At 45.3% G+C, this 18,618-nt stretch carries 18 protein-coding genes; 13 read left to right on the forward strand and 5 right to left on the reverse strand.

Annotated elements, in window-relative coordinates:
* Positions 1 to 116 precede the first annotated feature (116 nt).
* Both MKX41_RS26560 and MKX41_RS26565 read right to left on the reverse strand, forming a co-directional pair.
* The gene (locus tag MKX41_RS26560) at positions 117 to 680 is read right to left on the reverse strand and encodes a PadR family transcriptional regulator (RefSeq protein WP_042184294.1); all 564 of its coding nucleotides are present in this window, start codon (positions 678 to 680) and stop codon (positions 117 to 119) included.
* 5 nt (positions 681 to 685) lie between these two features.
* Positions 686 to 2,206, reverse strand: coding sequence for an MDR family MFS transporter (locus tag MKX41_RS26565; RefSeq protein WP_340973836.1), 1,521 nt, complete (start codon positions 2,204 to 2,206; stop codon positions 686 to 688).
* A gap of 377 nt (positions 2,207 to 2,583) precedes the next feature.
* Here MKX41_RS26565 and MKX41_RS26570 point away from each other — a divergent pair, with 377 nt between their 5' ends.
* The 9 genes from MKX41_RS26570 to MKX41_RS26610 all read left to right on the forward strand — a co-directional run bounded on the left by MKX41_RS26570 (position 2,584) and on the right by MKX41_RS26610 (position 10,788).
* A complete protein-coding gene (locus MKX41_RS26570) occupies positions 2,584 to 2,856 on the forward strand; it encodes a metal-sensitive transcriptional regulator (protein ID WP_231573462.1) in 273 nt (90 codons plus the stop codon).
* 53 nt (positions 2,857 to 2,909) lie between these two features.
* On the forward strand, positions 2,910 to 3,110 hold the full coding sequence (copZ, locus tag MKX41_RS26575; RefSeq protein WP_339268345.1) for a copper chaperone CopZ: 201 nt from the start codon (positions 2,910 to 2,912) through the stop codon (positions 3,108 to 3,110).
* Positions 3,111 to 3,223: 113 nt separating this feature from the next.
* The gene (locus MKX41_RS26580; RefSeq protein ID WP_339799899.1) at positions 3,224 to 5,686 is read left to right on the forward strand and encodes a heavy metal translocating P-type ATPase; all 2,463 of its coding nucleotides are present in this window, start codon (positions 3,224 to 3,226) and stop codon (positions 5,684 to 5,686) included.
* Positions 5,687 to 5,717: 31 nt separating this feature from the next.
* Entirely contained in the window at positions 5,718 to 6,470 is a 753-nt protein-coding gene (gene nfsA / locus MKX41_RS26585; protein WP_340973837.1) for an oxygen-insensitive NADPH nitroreductase, read from the forward strand.
* A gap of 194 nt (positions 6,471 to 6,664) precedes the next feature.
* Positions 6,665 to 7,573, forward strand: coding sequence for an ABC transporter ATP-binding protein (locus tag MKX41_RS26590; RefSeq protein WP_042184304.1), 909 nt, complete (start codon positions 6,665 to 6,667; stop codon positions 7,571 to 7,573).
* Positions 7,574 to 7,575: 2 nt separating this feature from the next.
* Entirely contained in the window at positions 7,576 to 8,310 is a 735-nt protein-coding gene (locus tag MKX41_RS26595; RefSeq protein ID WP_042184306.1) for an ABC transporter permease, read from the forward strand.
* 4 nt (positions 8,311 to 8,314) lie between these two features.
* A complete protein-coding gene (locus MKX41_RS26600) occupies positions 8,315 to 9,469 on the forward strand; it encodes a sensor histidine kinase (protein WP_340973839.1) in 1,155 nt (384 codons plus the stop codon).
* Positions 9,466 to 10,068 carry a response regulator transcription factor gene (locus MKX41_RS26605; protein WP_042184310.1) on the forward strand — a complete coding sequence of 201 codons (603 nt, stop codon included), beginning with the start codon at positions 9,466 to 9,468 and terminating at the stop codon, positions 10,066 to 10,068. Before MKX41_RS26600 ends, MKX41_RS26605 begins: the two co-directional genes overlap by 4 nt.
* An 18-nt stretch (positions 10,069 to 10,086) precedes the next feature.
* Positions 10,087 to 10,788, forward strand: a complete 702-nt coding sequence (locus tag MKX41_RS26610) for a histidine phosphatase family protein (protein ID WP_340973840.1) — start codon at positions 10,087 to 10,089, stop codon at positions 10,786 to 10,788.
* Positions 10,789 to 10,896: 108 nt separating this feature from the next.
* Here the strand turns inward: MKX41_RS26610 and infC are convergent, their stop codons facing one another.
* A complete protein-coding gene (infC, locus tag MKX41_RS26615) occupies positions 10,897 to 11,415 on the reverse strand; it encodes a translation initiation factor IF-3 (protein WP_340973841.1) in 519 nt (172 codons plus the stop codon).
* 60 nt (positions 11,416 to 11,475) lie between these two features.
* The gene (locus tag MKX41_RS26620) at positions 11,476 to 12,381 is read right to left on the reverse strand and encodes a LysR family transcriptional regulator (protein WP_340973842.1); all 906 of its coding nucleotides are present in this window, start codon (positions 12,379 to 12,381) and stop codon (positions 11,476 to 11,478) included.
* Positions 12,382 to 12,491: 110 nt separating this feature from the next.
* Between MKX41_RS26620 and MKX41_RS26625 the strand changes: the two genes are divergently transcribed.
* From MKX41_RS26625 to MKX41_RS26635, 3 genes are all read left to right on the forward strand, one after another.
* The gene (locus tag MKX41_RS26625; protein WP_340973843.1) at positions 12,492 to 12,896 is read left to right on the forward strand and encodes a tautomerase family protein; all 405 of its coding nucleotides are present in this window, start codon (positions 12,492 to 12,494) and stop codon (positions 12,894 to 12,896) included.
* A gap of 1 nt (position 12,897) precedes the next feature.
* Complete coding sequence (locus tag MKX41_RS26630; protein ID WP_340973844.1) at positions 12,898 to 13,227, forward strand: carboxymuconolactone decarboxylase family protein; 330 nt, start codon at positions 12,898 to 12,900, stop codon at positions 13,225 to 13,227.
* Positions 13,228 to 13,312: 85 nt separating this feature from the next.
* Positions 13,313 to 14,869: a sigma-70 family RNA polymerase sigma factor gene (locus MKX41_RS26635; protein ID WP_340973846.1), complete on the forward strand. Its 1,557-nt coding sequence runs from the start codon at positions 13,313 to 13,315 to the stop codon at positions 14,867 to 14,869.
* Positions 14,870 to 15,196: 327 nt separating this feature from the next.
* On the opposite strand, the gene MKX41_RS26640 is transcribed toward MKX41_RS26635, so the two are convergent.
* Complete coding sequence (locus tag MKX41_RS26640; RefSeq protein WP_340973847.1) at positions 15,197 to 16,090, reverse strand: helix-turn-helix transcriptional regulator; 894 nt, start codon at positions 16,088 to 16,090, stop codon at positions 15,197 to 15,199.
* 145 nt (positions 16,091 to 16,235) lie between these two features.
* Here MKX41_RS26640 and MKX41_RS26645 point away from each other — a divergent pair, with 145 nt between their 5' ends.
* Complete coding sequence (locus tag MKX41_RS26645) at positions 16,236 to 18,488, forward strand: beta-L-arabinofuranosidase domain-containing protein (protein ID WP_340973849.1); 2,253 nt, start codon at positions 16,236 to 16,238, stop codon at positions 18,486 to 18,488.
* Positions 18,489 to 18,618 lie beyond the last annotated feature (130 nt).

An 18,618-nucleotide genomic window follows, 5' to 3' on the forward strand; every position in this document is an offset into this window, starting at 1 on the left:
GATTCCTCCTAGGAAAATATGATTGCGTACACGTACATATTGTACACGCTTAGATTCTAGTGTGGTATTTATTGTCTCTGCAAAAGCGAAAAAAAAGAGTAGAGGTCCTAAGGACTCTACTCTGTATTAAGTGGTGTTCCAATGTCATTCAACTTGCGTGCTACAACATCATCATAGAGACGTTGTAGCCATTTTAGTTCAATAAGGGTGTGTTCATAGGTGCCGTACATGAGATGAAGGGCGGAACGAGGAACAATAGGAATATGTTCTTCATATACCTGATAAGCCAGATTCACCTGATGTTCGGTTTCCCGAATACGTTCTTCGAGCAGCTTCTCCACCTTGTTTTGATCAACATGACGGGACATGGCTAGAGCCATATACATCGGATGATAGAAGGGCTCGTTCTTTTTAATTTGCTGTAGAATTAACTGCTCGAATAAATTTTTACCTTGCTCAGTAATACCGTAAATGGTTTTGTCAGGGCGATCACTGCTGCTAATCACTTCTAAAGCTTCGATATAACCATCTTGTGCAAGTTTATCGACAGCATAGTAGAGAGACCCAAGCTGGAGCTTTGTAATCCGGTCCATGGAGCGCTCTTTCATGACTAGTGTAATTTCATAGGGATGCATGTTTCGTTCAAGCAATAGTCCGAGAATAGCCAATTTCATCGACATAATCGTTACCTTTTACCCTCGGACGCCTGAGCAGTTTTACTCGGAATGGTGAGGCGGTCTTTTGGCATAAGCAGCACAAAGACTAAACCAAGGACGGCAGGAATCATGGCCCACATAAAGGTATGTGCGATTGAAGAGGACAGTGCACTAGATATTTTCTCTAAAATTTCAGGTGGAATCTTGGCTCTTGCTTCAGGTGTCAGGGCTGCCCGTGGATCGCCGAAGGCTGCTGACTGCTCACTTCCGCCAAAAGCTTCGCTAATGCTGCTAGTGAAGTTGTTACGCTGAATAATACCGAAGATCGTAATCCCCAGCGTCATCCCAAGCGAGCGCATAAAGGTACTTGTTGAAGTTGCCGAACCGCGTTGGCGCATATCGAAATTATGGATAGCTGCCATGCTTAGCACGGAGAAGGAGAAGCCCACGCCGAATCCAGTTAAGGCCATGAATACATTAAGCATGAGACGGGAGGTATCTGGTGATAAAGTGCTTAGACTGTAGACACCTGCTACAAAACAGACTGCGGATAGGATCATAATGTTGCGGAAACTGGTTTTGGTTGTAAGTAGCCCACCGGTCTGACTGCCCACGACCGTACCGATCATCATCGGCATGAGGATCAGTCCAGAGTTCGTAGCGGAGCCGCCAAATACGCCCTGTACAAAGATAGGAATGTAGATGGTGGCTACGATAAAGGCAGAGCCATAGAACAAGGCTGTCACACTACTTGTTGCAAACAACCGTTTACTGAACATCGCGAACGAGATAACAGGTTCAGCCGCCACTCTCTCAATGAGGATGAATGCCAGCAAGAGTACAGCGAAGCCGGCGAATAAGCCGAGAATGACACTGGAATCCCAAGCGTATTGATTGCCTCCCAGTTCTAGCGCAAACATTAGGCAGATAATGGCGCCGACGAGAGTGAAGGCTCCGCCCCAGTCGATGCGCTGTTTAGCGTGAGAGATCGATTCTTTGTAAGAAGTTGCGATCAGAAAAAGTGCAATAATTCCGAGCGGCAGGTTAATGTAGAATACCCATTGCCAGCCTACATAGTCGGTAATATATGCACCCAATAATGGTCCGAGTACACTGGAAATTCCGAAGACCGCACCGAAAAGGCCGGTCAGCTTTCCTCTTTTTTCAGGAGGGTAAATGTCGAAAACGATGGTGAAGGCGATAGGCATTAGTGCACCGCCGCCGATTCCTTGAATTGCCCGGTAAATACTTAGTTGTGTAATACTGGTTGCAGTACCGCACAGTGCTGAGCCAATCAGGAATACAATCAGTCCGAACATGAAGAAACGTTTACGTCCATACATATCCGAGAGCTTGCCGAAGATAGGGGTCCCAGCCATTACCATGACCATATAGGCCGAAGTGACCCATACGATTTTGTCCAGACCGCCAAGGTCGGAAACAATGGTTCCCATAGCTGAAGCTACAATGGTATTGTCCATCGCGGACATCAGAATACCGAGCAGCAGGCCGATAACTACGAGTTTAAGATTACTTTCTTTAGTATGCATGCTTCGCAGGCTCCTTTTTCTAATAGTGATAAATCCGTTCAAAAAATGTTCATAGGTTAGAAGCAAAATTTATTATATTCAAATTTGAATAGGGTAGCAATAGTTTTTTTCAAATATAAGAAGTATAAGTTTCACACAATACTATATGTCTTATATTTCTCGCTTAAACGCTTACCGTCCTTATAAGGACACCGAAGGCGTTTATGCTTGAAAAAATGGGATTTGGGGGATAGGAAATAAAGAACGCCTCTTGACATACCCTACGGGGGTATATTATATTATTGGCAAGGAGGCTGATTCTTATGTCTACTAGTAAGCAAGAACAAACTGAGAAATCCTGCGAAGCTGACTGTCATTCTTCAGCATCTGGAGAACGAATGAGTCATCATTCGACAGATTTCAAAAATGGTTTGAATACTCGCCTTAACCGGATTGAAGGCCAGATCCGCGGGATAAAGGGTATGATAGAGCGGGATACTTATTGTGACGATGTGCTCAATCAGCTCGCAGCGGTTCAAGCGGCACTAAACGGTGTTGGTAAGATGCTGCTGGAAGGGCATATGAAGAGTTGTATTATTGAACGAATCGAAGCCGGTGAACATGAGGTTATCGATGAGCTGCTAATTACGGTTAACAAATTAATGAAATAATAAGCTAATGCTCCTTGAGCATGGCTTCATAACATTTACTGGAGGTAATTATAATGTCGAACGCTACATTAAACGTTGAAGGAATGTCTTGTGGTCACTGTGTCAACTCTGTAGAGAAGGCTGTAGGTAATCTTGGAGCTACTGCTAAAGTTGATCTTGCTGCTAAAAAAGTTTCCGTTGAGTATGATGAGAACAAGGTGAGCCTTGGAACTATTAAAGAAGCTATTGAAGAGCAAGGGTATGATGTAGTTTAATTTGAAGCACAGTAATAAGGCTTGGAGCTGTATGGGAATGCCATAAGCTCCAATGCCTTTTCTTTTTATAGAAATTATCATACTCTATAGGGGTATGAGGAGGCTTTGGAATCATGGATAAGTTAAAAATAACAGCTTCACCCAATGAACAGCAAGCGACCGTACAGATTACAGGCATGACCTGTTCTGCTTGTGCAGCTCGAATTGAGAAAGGTTTGTCCCGGATGGAGGGTGTTTCTCGCGCAAATGTAAATTTGGCCTTGGAACAAGCCACTGTCGGATTTGATCCTTCTGTATCAGGGTTACCACAAATTGAAGATAAAATCCGCGCTCTTGGTTATGATACCGTCAAAGAGACCGCGGATTTTGATATATCAGGCATGACCTGCGCTGCATGCTCGGCGCGGATCGAAAAAGTGTTGAGTCGTACGCCGGGGATCGCAGCAGTGAATGTGAATTTAGCGCTGGAAACGGCACATGTAGAATATACTCCCGGTAATATTAGTCCAAGAGAGATCATGGAGAAGGTAAGCAATATCGGATATAAAGCTACTCTTAAAGAAGACCGCAAGGATCATGTGGATCGTCGTGTACAGGAAATTCAGCATAAGAAGTGGAAGTGGATCATTTCTGCTATTCTTTCTTTCCCATTGTTATGGGCGATGGCAGGTCATTTTTCATTCACAAGCTGGATTCCAACACCGGAGTTATTTATGAATCCTTGGTTTCAGCTTGTTCTGGCGACCCCCGTACAGTTTATCATCGGTTGGCAGTTCTACGTAGGCGCGTATAAAGCACTTCGTAACGGAAGTGCCAATATGGATGTGTTGGTCGTACTGGGGACATCAGCAGCGTATTTCTACAGTCTTTATCTGACGATTGATTCATTAAGTATGAAGGGAATGAATCATGACATTGAAATGTATTATGAGACGAGTGCTGTACTCATCACGCTCATCCTCGTTGGTAAATGGTTCGAGGCGCTAGCAAAAGGACGTTCCTCTGACGCCATTAAGAGCTTAATGGGGCTTCAGGCAAAGACGGCTCTCGTGATCCGCGATGGCAAAGAAATGAATATCTCTACAGATGAAGTGATTCCTGGTGATATTGTATTGGTGAAGCCCGGAACAAAGGTGCCGGTGGATGGTGAGGTAGTAGAGGGTTCCTCTTCTGTGGACGAGTCTATGTTGACCGGAGAAAGTATTCCTGTAGAGAAAAAACCTGGAGATACTGTTATCGGTGCTACATTAAATAAGAATGGGATCTTAAGAATCAAAGCCAACAAAGTAGGAAGAGACACTGCACTCGCTCAAATCATTAGAGTAGTGGAGGAGGCCCAAGGCTCCAAAGCGCCGATCCAGCGGATCGCGGATGTCATCTCAGGTATTTTTGTACCGATTGTTGTAGGCATTGCGATGATCACTTTCTTGGTCTGGTACTTCTGGGCAGCACCTGGTCAATTTGCCGATGCCCTTGAAAAAGCTATTGCGGTGCTCGTAATCGCCTGTCCATGTGCGTTAGGTCTTGCAACACCGACCTCCATTATGGCGGGATCAGGCCGCGCTGCAGAGCTTGGTATTCTGTTCAAGGGTGGTGAGCATTTAGAAGGCGCACAAGGGATTAAGATCGTTGTTTTGGATAAGACAGGTACGGTTACAAATGGTAAGCCCATGCTGACTGATATCGTGACTACCACTGGAATTGCCGCTTATGGTAAAGAAAGTGCAGAGAATCGTCTATTAGCTTTAACTGCGGCAGCCGAGAAATTATCAGAACATCCGCTTGCGGAAGCTATCGTTGCAGGAGCCGCTGACAGAGGTTTGATCTTACCCACCGCTGAACAGTTTGATAATGTACCTGGACGGGGAATTATGGCTGTTGTCTCCGATCAACAAGTTAGGGTGGGTACACGGCGTATGATGGAAGATCATCAATTGGACATCACAGAGTGGACCTCAGTCATGAAGAGACTGGAAGAGGCAGGAAAGACAGCTATGCTTGTAGCGGTGGGCGATGAGATTGCCGGGATTGTCGCTGTAGCGGATACGATTAAACCAACCTCAAAAGCAGCTGTAGCTGCGCTTCATGCGATGGGCATAGAGGTCATTATGATTACAGGTGACAATAAAATCACCGCAGAAGCTATTGCGAAGCAAGCAGGTATTCGAAAAGTGTTAGCAGAGGTTCTGCCAGAAGGCAAAGCGGAGGAAGTTCGTAAGCTGCAGCGGAATGGGACAAAGGTAGCTATGGTTGGGGATGGCATCAATGATGCTCCTGCACTGGCTACTGCAGATACGGGCATGGCGATTGGTACAGGGACGGATGTAGCAATGGAGGCTGCAGATATTACACTGATGCGGGGAGATCTGAAGAGCATACCCGATGCCATTATGATGAGCCGTAAAACGATGAGTAATATTAAGCAGAATTTGTTCTGGGCACTTGCATACAATACAATAGGTATACCGATTGCTGCACTCGGATTTCTAGCTCCATGGCTAGCTGGAGCTGCGATGGCATTCAGTTCTGTGTCCGTCGTCTTGAATGCACTTCGTTTGCAGCGGGTAAAGCTTTAAGAGAAACCTAACTATGTAAGGAGTGGCCGCTGTGCAAGAAAACAACGAGACAATATCTCTATTAATGAACCATGCATCTGTCCGCAAGTATCAGGATAAGCCAGTAAGTGAAGAGCAGCTTGCAGCTATTATTGAAGCAGGCCAAATGGCTTCGACTTCCAGCAGTGTACAAGCCTATAGTGTTATTGCAGTGACTGACCCGGCTATAAAAGCAGAGCTTGCCGGATTATCGGGTAATCAGGCTTATATAGAACAATGCCCAGTCTTCTTGGTCTGGTGCGCGGATCTGTATCGGTTGCGTGAGGTGACAAAACCTCATTTGCAGGGAGAGACATCGTATGAGGATTCTGCGGAGAACCTTATTGTAGCTACCGTTGATGTTGCGCTTGCTGCTCAGAATGCTGCTGTAGCTGCGGAATCGCTTGGGCTCGGGATTGTTTATATCGGCGGAATCCGTAACCGGATCGCGGAGGTTTCTGAGCTGCTTGGACTGCCCGAATTGGTTTATCCGATATTTGGAATGTGTGTGGGCTATCCTGATGGAGCCACAAGCCTGCGTCCGCGTCTGCCATTAGAGGCTGTTCTACATCGCAATCGCTACAATGCCGAAACGACAGTGAAGCAGGTCAAGACTTACGATAAAGTCTCTTCAGACTATATGCGTGAGCGGACTCATGGTGCCAAGGATACACCTTGGTCTGTGATTATGGCAGAACGGTTGGCACAGCCAGCGCGAATGCATATGAAGGAATTCCTTCTCGGAAAAGGATTCTTTAAGAGGTAATCTAGTATTTTCGATTAAAGAGGTTGCCCTATTCGTAGTTAAAACTACGGGAAGGGCAACCTCTTTTTCGTACCCTGAGGCATGAAGGTGACAGTTGTCATCTTAAAGAAATGACAGTCCATACTAATGTCAGGTCTCCTTTTTCCATATGATTGAAATAGATCAAACGCATTCGGAATCGGAGGGGTTACGAAATGGACAGTGTTATTGAGATGAATGGAGTTAGCAAATTATATAAGGATAAGAAAGCAGTAGATAATATCAGCTTCAACATTGCCAAAGGTTCGATTACAGCTATTCTTGGACCAAACGGAGCAGGCAAAACAACGGCATTGGGAATGTTATTGGGGCTATTAGAGCCCACTGAAGGTACAGTGAAAATATTTGGACAACATCCAAAAGATAAAATGGTACGTGAAAAGACCGGTGCGATGCTGCAAGAGGTAAGTGTGATGGATCGGCTGAAGGTTCGGGAGATCATTGCTCTGATCCGTAGCTATTATCCACAGCCGATGGATATGGAGTTTCTAATTAAAGCTACAGGGCTTGCGCCAGCGGATCTGAATAGATACGCCGAGAAGCTCTCGGGCGGTCAAAAGCGTAGTCTAGGCTTCGCGCTGGCCCTGGCTGGTGATCCAGAGCTGATCTTTTTCGATGAACCTACGGTTGGACTTGATATTACTTCCCGTCGGCGGTTCTGGGATACGGTTCGTGGACTTGCGGAGCAGGGCAAGACGATTGTGTTCACGACACATTACTTACAGGAAGCTGAAGATATTGCGGATCGTATTCTGTTGTTTAGCAAAGGCCATTTAGTTGCAGACGGAAGTCCAGATGAGATTAAATCGCGGATTGTGAAGCGTTCGCTGTCCTTTTTACCAATAGGTGATCGATCAAAATTACGCAGGAGCCTGCTGGAACTAACCGCTATTGAGGGTTGTTATGAAAAAGAAGGTCGAATTCATGTGACGACAGACGATACGGATGAAGCGCTGCGAGCGATTTTTGTTACTGGACTTCCCGTGAAGGATGTTCGTATAGATCAGGGACGTTTGGATGACGCTTTTGAACAATTGACCATGAACCAAGAGGAGGCTATCTAAAGATGAGATTAATTACTGTACAGTGTAAAGCCGAGATGCTGAGGATCATCCGTAATCCTTATTACGTATTCTGGTCATTGCTCATGCCCATTATGTTCTATTTCATCTTCACCCGCGTGGTTAATACAGGTAACGATGATCCGACGTGGCGCGCTCACTACTTAATGTCGATGGCAACCTTTAGTGTAATGGGCTCTGCGATCATGACGCTTGGCATCCGTTTAGTGCAAGAACGAACACAAGGCTGGACTACCTTTATTCGGATTACCCCGCTACCGGGTTCCGTCTATTTCTTCGGAAAAATGTTCGGGCAAACGATGATGCATCTGTTTTCGGTCATTTGTATTTTTGCCGCAGGATATTTAATCAATGGTGTCTCCTTATCTGCGGGTCAATGGGTGCTTAGTGGGCTATGGATTCTGATCGGTTCCCTTCCATTTTTGGCGATTGGTACGCTTGTAGGTGCTATGAAACGGGTGGATACGGCTAGTGGAGTCAGTAACGTGATTTATATGGCGCTTGCTGTAGCGGGGGGCATGTGGATGCCAATTGAGATTTTACCACGTTTAATGCAGAAGATTGGTCATTGGTTACCTTCTTATAACTATGGAAATGGGGCGTGGGAGATTGTACGTGGTTCAGCCCCACATTGGAGTAATGTCTTGATTTTGCTCGGATATTTGGTAGTTTTTATGTTACTATCGGTTTATATTCGAAAAAAACAGGAAGCGGTGTAAAGTAATGACCGAGCGTGGACAGTTCCAGTTATTTCCGAGAAGTCAGGGGTTTTTCCCTTATGTATGGGCTGTTTATCTGATTTTGCCCATCCTGAATTTGCGCGGGGAGACTGGAATGAAGCTCATTCTAGGTGGGATTATGATAGCGGTGTTTGCCATCAGCTATCGCCAGCTGTATTGGGTTCGGGGTGGCGTGTTTAATGTTTGGTTAACGACTCAAATGGTGATCATCGTGGTGCTTAGCTTGTTTTATACGCCCTTTAATCTGTATATGGGCTTTTTCACCGTGAATTTTATAGCTTATTATACGGAGAATAAAGGGTTTAAAATTGCATTTACTTCTTTTGTGGTTATGGTACTTTCGGTGCTGGTCTTAGTAGGCCGTGAGTTGGAATGGGTTAGTATTATGTTTTTAATCCCGTTTATCGTTATTATGCTGATTATGCCATTCGGCGTAAGATCCATGCATCAACATCAGAAGCTGGAGAAAGAGCTAGATCAAGCTAATGAGGTGATTAAAGAGTTGGTGAAGCGTGAGGAACGCATGAGAATCGCTCGTGATTTACATGATACCCTCGGGCATACGCTGTCCTTGATTACATTAAAAAGCCAACTCGTAGAGAAGCTGGTGACCAAAAATACGGAGCGAGCCCAAGAGGAGGCGCGGGAAATTCAGCGTACTTCGCGGGCTGCGCTCCGTCAGGTGCGCGAGCTAGTGTCGGAAATGCGTGCGATCTCAGTAGCAGAAGAACTGGCAGAAACCGGGGAAATGCTGCGCACGGCGGAGATTGCCTTGGAAGTGGAAGGGGACATCTCGCTAGAGGGAGTATCCGATCTGACGCAAAATATTCTCAGCCTCTGTATCAAAGAAGCGGTGACTAACATTGTGAAGCATAGTAGAGCGGATAAATGCTTCATCGGGGTGGCAAAGACCGCCGGAGAAGTTCGAGTTACCGTTAAAGATAACGGAATTGGCCTCCAGAACGGTGAGAGATGTAATGGTGAGCTTAGTGATGGAAATGGTATGAAGGGGATGGCGGAACGTCTATCCCTGATTGATGGCTCTCTGTCGCTAAGCTCAGAAGAAGGTCAGGGAACTACGCTGATCGTTATGATCCCTCTAATCGTTAAGGAAGCAACAGGAGGTGAGAGTGCATGATAACCATCGTTATAGCGGAGGATCAACGTCTGCTTCGGGGAGCGATGGCATCCCTGCTGGATCTTGAGGATGATATCGAAGTCGTCGGAGAGGCTTGTGATGGAGCTGAGGCGTTAGCTTTAATCGACAGGCTTCAGCCGGATGTATGTCTCATGGACATTGAAATGCCGTTCAAGAGCGGTTTGGAGGTTGCAGAAATATTGCGGAGTAAAGGTTGTCCGACTCGAATTATCATCTTGACTACCTTTGCCCGTCCGGGCTATTTCGAGCGTGGAGTGAAGGCTGGTATACAAGGGTATTTGTTAAAGGACGAGCCTGTAGATAAGCTGGCTGAATCTATTCGCCGTGTAATGGCTGGACATCGGGAGGTATCCCCCGAGTTAGTTTTTGGTAGCCTGCGGGAAGAAAATCCACTAACAGCACGGGAACGAGAGATTTTAAAGTTGGCTGGTGAAGGGCAAACGGCGGCGGAGATCGCTTTTTCGCTACACCTTTCTTATGGAACTGTTCGCAATTATATTTCTGAAATACTCAATAAGCTGGAAGTGAAAAGTCGAATTGAGGCGGTACGACTGGCAGAGGAAAAAGGCTGGATTTGAGGGGAGTAGGGCATTGTTATGCAAATATTTCTGATTCGTCATGGTGATCCGGACTATTCCATAGATGGTCTAACGGAATTCGGGCATCTTGAAGCAGCAGCACTAGGAAAACGCATGGCATCTATCGGTCTGGATGAACTATATGCTTCACCACTGGGTAGAGCACAGACCACAGCCAGTTATGTGGCCAAAGAGACGGGACTTGTAATTCAGACAGAACCTTGGACTTGTGAACTGGATTGGACAGAGATTATGTTAGATGGACAATTGTCGTCTATTTGGGATAGCCCCGGAGAACATATTAGCGAACTATCGAGTGGAAAGAGAGTATGGTCTGATGAAACAGATCATTGGTTGAAGCAAGAGGAATACAGATTGCGGTTCAGCGAATTACAAGCGGCGTCAGATCAATTCTTACTTCGACACCATTATAAAAGAGAAGATGGCCTGTATCGGATCCTTGAGCCTTCTACCAAGAAGATTGGAGTAGTATGCCATGGTGGCTTTGGCCTCGCATGGCTAGCTCATTTATTACAGATTCCTTTAGCTTTGGCTTGGTCCGTATTTTGGTTAGCGCCAAGCTCGGTAACGACGATCTTGTTTGAAGAGCGCAGCGAGAACTTTGCGGTTCCTAGATGTATTGGACTAGGAGATGTTTCCCACCTTTATGCTGGCGGCATGAACTATCGCCCGAGGGGATTAATGGGCAATCATGTTTAAAGTGAATGCTTAAGAGTGAGTAAGAACATTGCCTATGAAGTGAAAGGCCATCCCACAGAGGATGGCCTTTTTACTAGCTCTATATGATCGGAGCGAATAGGCCACTCTTCAACGTGGATTTATTTTCACCTGTGACCCTTTACCACCTGTCTGGATGCCAGTGTCCTTCGTTCCAACTTCCTTCAAGTCAGTCACTAGTCGCTCCAATACGGCCTTGGAGGCAGCCGCTTCTTTGGCGCCGGATGCCTTCACGACTAATTGCACCGGCTTGCCGGAGCGGAGATGCTTCTCAGCCTGACGGAGCTTCGTATCGTAGTCATGCTCTTCAATATGAGCCGTGAAGCGGAGCTCTTTGACCTTCTCCTTGCTGCCGCCCTTTGCTGCTGAGCCACCACTAGCCTTGCGTGCTGAGGCTGCTTCTTTCTGCGCGGCCGCTTTTGCTTTGCCCTTTGCAGTTAGGCTGCAGGGCGGTGGGCTGCTCATTAGTGAGGTGCATACCAGATCAGCACCTGCTGAACGAGCCATGGCCAGCGCCTCTTCTCTGGACACAATCCCCAGCTTCTCACCTCTAAGTCCAGTAAGTACTACTTCGGATGCTCTAATTTGTTCGTTAATTAATACAGCCACTTGGGTGAATCCTCCCTGAGAACAATGATATAGCTATCATATATGGAACTAGCTTGAGGTTCAAATGTGGAGCGTAGGATTAGCGTTACTAATCCTCTCAATTTCCTCTTTTATGATTTGTATGAATAGTTTTTTTGATGATGTTGCTAGATATTCTCGGTTGCGCCGCTGCAATATACCAACTTGAATGAACGGCTCGCTTAGTTCAACATCGATTTTTACGATATCTGTCATTAAAGCTGTCGAATCAAGCACTACCCCCACCCCAGGGTTCTTTCTTATAAAATGAGGAATAGCAGAAATTTGACTTATGGTGGATAGAGTGGGCTTTGATTCCAATCTCGAAAATTGCTTAGCTAACCGAAGATAATATAAGCAAGTGTGTCCTCCAGCTATAATTGGATATTCAAGAATTTCTCGAAATGAAATATTGTCTCGTCCGCTTAAAGGATGATTGTGATCTACTATAAAAGCGATTTTCTCGTGATAGAGCGGTTCGAAATAAAAGAAAGACAGGTCGGACGGCTCACCGCAGATGGCGAAATCCAGTTCACTTTGTAGAACAAGTTGTGAGAGCGAATCAGTGTTACCCTGAATGAAGTTACATTCCATTTTGGGTTTTTGCTCATGAAACTTTCCCAAGGCGTTCGGTAGGACGGATTCCATCATGGATTCAATGCCTCCGATATGGAGTGTGCCAATTTCGTCATGCTGTAAAGCCTTGGTGAGTTCTGATACATAGTTCCAATGTTGAATAAGGTTATCGATTTCCGCTGCAAAAACTTGCCCAGCACTTGTCAGTTCTACTTCCCAGCCTCTGTGAAAGAGTTGTATGCCCAGTTCTTTTTCAAGTCGTTGAATTTGGTTGGTAATGGTAGACTGCGCATAATTCAACTTTTCGGCAGCACGTGAGAAAGTGCCTTCTTGAAGGATGGTCTTAAAAGCCATCAGTTCTTTTAGATCCATCGATTGTCACCTCTATCGGTATAATTGATTAAGATTATTATCTTATTCAATTATATAAATCAAAATACTGAGAGTACAATAAAAGAATTCCAAAGAAGGAGTGAATTAATTTGCCATTCATTAGAGTCAGTTATTTGGAGCAACAATACGACATTCATCAGCTAGAGGGAATATGCAGAGCGATTATGAGTGCGTTAATTCAGCATTTCCATGTACCGGATGATGATATGTTTCAGGTTTTTCATGCGCATAAAGCGGGGGAGTTTTTTTATAGTAAAGATTATTTAAATATTGAACGAAGCGACGGACTGATATATATCCAAGTTACGCTAAAATCCGGAAGATCGACGGAGCAGAAAACAAGCTTTTACGCGATGTTAGCCGAGGAATTATCGATGACGCTAAACATCAGAAAAGAAGATATATTCATTGTGCTCGTCGACACGGAATTCGAAGATTGGTCGTTTGGTAACGGTGTTGCTCAAATGCTACAACCTCCGGTTAGGGAGGTGTAATATGGCGCATCGGAAAATCGTCACAAATGTACGGGAATCGTTAGGGGAGTTTGCTCCAGCATTCGTCGACTACTCGGAAAATGTGTTATTTGGGGACTTATGGAGACGGGAGCAATTATCACTTCGGGATCGTAGCATGATTACGATTTCTGCTTTGGTGATAGGAGGCATGACGGAACAACTCCCCTATCATCTGCGCTTGGCTTTAGAGAACGGCTTACAACTTGAAGAAATCGTGGAGGCCATCACCCACCTTTCTTTTTATGTAGGTTGGCCGCGAGCCTCTTCAGCTCTAGAGGTTGCAAAGGATGTAATAGGAAAAAATAAATAACGTCTGACTTTTCAATCCCATCCGTAACCTTTAGGAACTTCATTGGCACTTGTATATAATACGGAAGAAGGGAGCGGGGGAGAAAATGCTTCAGTATATCGAAGAGGCTAAACAAGGAGACCGACAAGCTTTTGAACAGATCGTTAGGCATTTTACACCAATGGCGAATGCAGTTGCGTATGAAAAGCTCCACGATTACCAATTAGCGGAAGATGCTGTGCAGGAAGCTTTCACAGAAGCCTTTTTGCATTTGAATAAATTACGAGCAATAGAGGCATTCCCGGGCTGGTTTAAAGCTATTGTGGTGCGGCAATGTTATCGTATCTTGCGAAGAAAGCAGCATCCTGCATTACCCTACGATGAAGCTGCGCAAGCGACAGAATCTTCATTTAGTGTGGCGGACATTATTGAGAAAAAAGAAGCGCGACGACTACTTCACGAGTCTATAGCTGCATTGACATCCAATATGCGGATCGCCGTTCAATTATATTATTTTCAGGGATATTCCCTTCAAGAGATTGCTGACTTTCTGGGGACTTCAGTCCCGGTATTGAAGAAACGACTCTTTGATGCTCGCCGCAAGCTTAAGGGTGCGCTACCTGTTGCGGATGTCCTCTCCGTGTTCAATCATTTGTACGAAGGTGGAAAAGGTGTGCTTCATATTGTAAATGGAGATGTAGTGGGAGAGAAGCTGCGGCAAGGAATCGTGAAAGGTGATGTACTAGTATGGAGAGAGGTCTACTCTCATGGTCAGGTCTTTTTAGAGCCTGGGGAACAGAATAACCGCTTAGTAAGAGCGCATTATTTAGAACAAACGATGGGGATTCCGCAGAAGGAATTTATACAGATCAGTAAGGAACAGGAAAAGATCTTAGCTGATTTTCATAAATATGATGAAGTTGTATTATGGTTCGAGCATGATCTATTCGATCAGACGATGCTGTGCTATTTGCTCCATTGGTTCTCCAAGCAGAAGAAGGGATCCACGAAGCTGAGTTTATTGTGTATTGGAGAATATCCCGGCATTGAGCTGTTTCGAGGACTTGGACAACTATCTGTAGAGCAAATGGAGACTTTATCAGGAACGTGGAAGTTAATCGGCGACAAGGAGCTAAAGGTAGGCCAAGAACTCTGGGAAGCCTATGTATCACCGAATCCAGAATCATTACAACAGCTACTAACTAAGGATACATCCGCATTGCCATTTGCACATGACGCCTTCATAGCGCATTTATCTCGGTTCCCATCGACCTCTAATGGACTTGGTATTGTTGAACAGATGACTCTGGAGATGATTCATGCTGGAATGAATTCCCCTTACGGGTTGTTCAAAAATGTGGGAGATAAGCTTCATATACTAGGCATGGGCGATTTGCAATATTGGCATATTCTAAGACAGATGGCACAACGCCCGTACCCTTTGCTGCAAACCCATGGGTTCAATGATTTTCCTGGTTATAACGATCCAGTAATGCCATTCAAAGACTGCGAGCTTGCATTAACCGAGCTAGGCAAAAGTGTATTGGCTGGAAATGAAGACTGGGTTCAGAAAAAAGGAATCGATGAATGGTATGGAGGGGTGCATCTGCAAGGATCGACTCCGCGCTGGCGATGGAATTCTTCTTCGCAAACGATTCAATAATATAGAGAATGTAAGTTAGAGAAGGGGCTGTCTCAAAAGTAGTGAATGCTACTTAGAGGCAGCTTCTTTTCTTGAGAGTAATTAGGGAATTTTTCCCTAAAATCAGGGTAATATCTATACTTTTTAACAAATTGGTCGAATTTTAGGGAGATATTCCCTAATCACTAGACAAATGAACAGAATATCAGATTTTTTAGGGAGAAATTCCCTGATTATCTATCGGAGGATCCGCTTCCCCCTTCTTCAACCCATGGCGAGGGGGCTCCGCGGACGGAGTGTTGTTTCAAACTCTTTTCAAAACGTTGAAGCCTGCCGCAGTTTTTTACTTCAATCATTATTCATAAACGTCTTATGATAGGCGTTGCGATATTGGGTCGGTGTCATGTTTTCGTATTTTCGGAAGAGGCGCATGAAATATTTATCATCGGTGAACCCCGTCTCTGTCGCGATTTCCCTCACGCTGAGGGCGGTTCTGGTTAGCAGCTCCTTCGCTTTAGTCACACGTACTGAATGAATATACTCCAAGGGCCCCATCGAGGTATGTTGTTTAAATAGCCGAGCTAAATAATCCTTGTTGTAATTGAATTTCTCCGCGATGATTGCCACCGTAAGAGGTTCACTTGCATGTATTCTTGTCCACTCGGCTATTTTTACAAAGGTGACATCTTGTTGCGCACGGATTAGCTTACTGGCGAACGGCTGAAGCGCATGCTCAGATAGCTCAATTAAGAGTGAGGTCAACAAATAATTAACACTGGAATAGGTCAAATATCCTGAGTTAGCCACATGGAGGATTTGATTCGCCAGGATATGAATCCGGTCACTGTGCTCGATCTTTATGAACTGTGGTAGATATAGATCATGTACGGACCATAAGCGCTGTGTGCGCGAAAAGATTTCTTCCGCCTCAGGCTTCATTTCCTCCTCACTCAGCAATAAACCCTCGCTTTTCAGCTCGAAATGAAACCAATAAAACTTAACCCCGGGTCGTGATTCTCTATAGCCGACGTGCGTGCGATTAGGCATAAGCAAAAGGGCTTCGTCAGGGCCTACTTCAAATTGTTTGTTTTGCTCACTCAAATATACCGTTTCGTTCACGCCAATGATTAGTTCGAAGTTCCCCATAACACGCTCCACATGTTTCCATGGCGTTTCTGAGATGAATTCACCTGCCGCAGTAAAATGAACAGGAGTATCTGCATTTATTTTCAAATAGGTCATGCGGTCCTCCTAGCAATTAATAAGTCGGATTTGTCCACCATTTGTATGGCTGATCTACCGACAAATCAAGGTTCCGATGTTATCTTATGGATACAAATATACACTTGTCATATCACCCTGACAAGATTGCGAGGGAGCGATTTCATTGAAGACGCAAGCTTTTGATTTGCAGAATGTACGCATTGATTCAGGTCCACTTCTCCATGCGATGGAGTTAAATACGGATTATTTACTCAAGCTTGAGGCAGATCGGCTTCTGTCGCGTTTTCGCCAATATGCTGGCTTAGAGCCTAAGGCTGCTCATTATGAAGGCTGGGAATCTCAAGGCATTAGCGGCCATACGCTAGGCCATTATATCTCTGGATGTGCGTTAATGTATGCCTCTACAGGGAATGAAGAGCTGCTCACCCGCGTGAATTATGTAGTAGACGAATTGGAGCATTGTCAGGATGCGCATGGTAATGGCTTCATTTCCGGGATTCCTCGTGGCAAAGAGCTGTTTGAGGAAGTGAAGGTAGGCGACATTCGCTCACAGGGCTTTGACCTCAACGGTGGCTGGGTACCGCTGTACACGATGCATAAGCTGTTTGCGGGTCTTCGTGATGCTTATCGATTGGCCGGAAATCAGAAGGCGCTCGTTATTGAAACGAAGCTTGGAATGTGGCTTGAAGATATTTTTGCAGGGCTGAATAAAGATCAGATCCAAGAGGTGCTGCGTTGTGAATTCGGCGGTATGAATGAAGTCCTCACAGATTTGGCAGAGGATTCTGGCGATGACCGTTTCCTCACGTTAGCGGAAAGCTTTTATCATGGGGAAGTGCTAAATGATCTTGCTATAGAAAAAGATACCCTAGCTGGAAGACATGCTAATACACAGATTCCAAAAATCATTGGAGCTGCTAGACAATATGAGGTAACAGGGCAGGAGCATTATGCAGGTATTTCCCGCTTCTTCTGGGATCGGGTCGTGAATCATCATTCATACGTGATTGGCGGCAACAGCTATAATGAGCATTTCGGCGAACCGGATAAGCTGAACGACCGATTGGGAGAGGGGTCATGTGAGACGTGTAATACCTACAATATGCTGAAGCTGACCAAGCATATGTTCCAGTGGGATGCTTATGCCGCATATGCGGATTACTACGAACGTGCAATGTATAACCATGTCCTAGCTTCTCAGGAGCCGGTTGATGGACGTGTGTGTTATTTTGTATCCCTCGAAATGGGGGGACATAAGTCGTTCAACTCCCAGTTTGAGAGCTTTACATGCTGTGTAGGCTCAGGAATGGAAAGCCATTCTATGTATGGCTCGGCGATTTACTTCCATAGTGAAGATGAGCTGTATGTGAATCAGTACGCACCTTCAACAGTGACTTGGGAAGAGCAAGGCATTAGTTTGAAGCAAGAGACCAAGTTCCCTGAAGAGGGATTAGGCACCCTGCGTATCAGCACGGAGAAACCAACTAAATTCACATTGAAGCTAAGATACCCCTACTGGGCTGAGCAAGGCATGAGCGTTAAAGTAAATGGTGAAGACATTCAAGTGAATGTGGGCAAATCCAGCTACCTAGCTTTGGATAGAGTATGGCAGGATGGAGACGTTGTCGAATATGATATTCCGATGTCGGTAAGAATCGAGTCCATGCCGGATAATCCAAACCGAATTGCATTCCTCTATGGACCGCTTGTGCTTGCAGGTGATTTTGGACCTATAAATGCTGAGCTAGGCAGTGATCGCGCCCTTGCTTCTGTATTAATTGGAGATCGCGAGACGCTAACGGATAGCCTGATTCAGTCTAACGTTAGCAAAAATGTGTTCCGGATGAAAGGTTTAGGATATGCAGGAGACCATGAGCTTCGTCCATTCTACCCTATGCATGATCATCGTTATTCCGTGTATTGGGATTTGTTCACGCCGGAGGAATGGAAGCTGATAGAAGTTGAATATCGCGAAGCCGTGGAGAATAACTTGCTGCTTGAACAGCTAACCGTCGATTCGGTACAACCTGCTGAAATGCAACCTGAACGTGACCATAACTTCGAAGGAGAGTATGTAAGCTTAGGCAAAATCTACAACCGCAAGTATCGCGATAGCTGGATCAATGGCTGGTTCTCCTTCACGATGGAAGTCTTGCCAGAGGAGCAAGTGGATCTGGTGGTAACGTATTTGAAGTCCAACGATACTTCGGTGGCTTTCGATATTACGGCAGATGGTGAACAACTTGGGCTAGGCGTCCTTGAGTCTGAAGAGATGAACAAGCTGGAGACCATTCGTTACGAGCTTCCGCAGACGATCACGGGCAGCAACTCAGCGGTTACGATCAAGTTCGCTTCGCATGAAGGACATAAGGTGGGCCAAGTGGCAGGACTACGTATCGTCAAACGTAATTCTTGAAATATATGGATTAGAGAATTATAATAGGAACAATTCTTTTAATTGGGGTGAAATGGATGTCTTTCCGTATCGTTCGAAGTAACTAGTTATCGGGCTGGGTCAAACGCGTACCAGCTATCAAGGGGGGAGT

This window comes from Paenibacillus sp. FSL R5-0475 (assembly GCF_038004585.1).
Lineage (GTDB): Bacteria > Bacillota > Bacilli > Paenibacillales > Paenibacillaceae > Paenibacillus_AQ.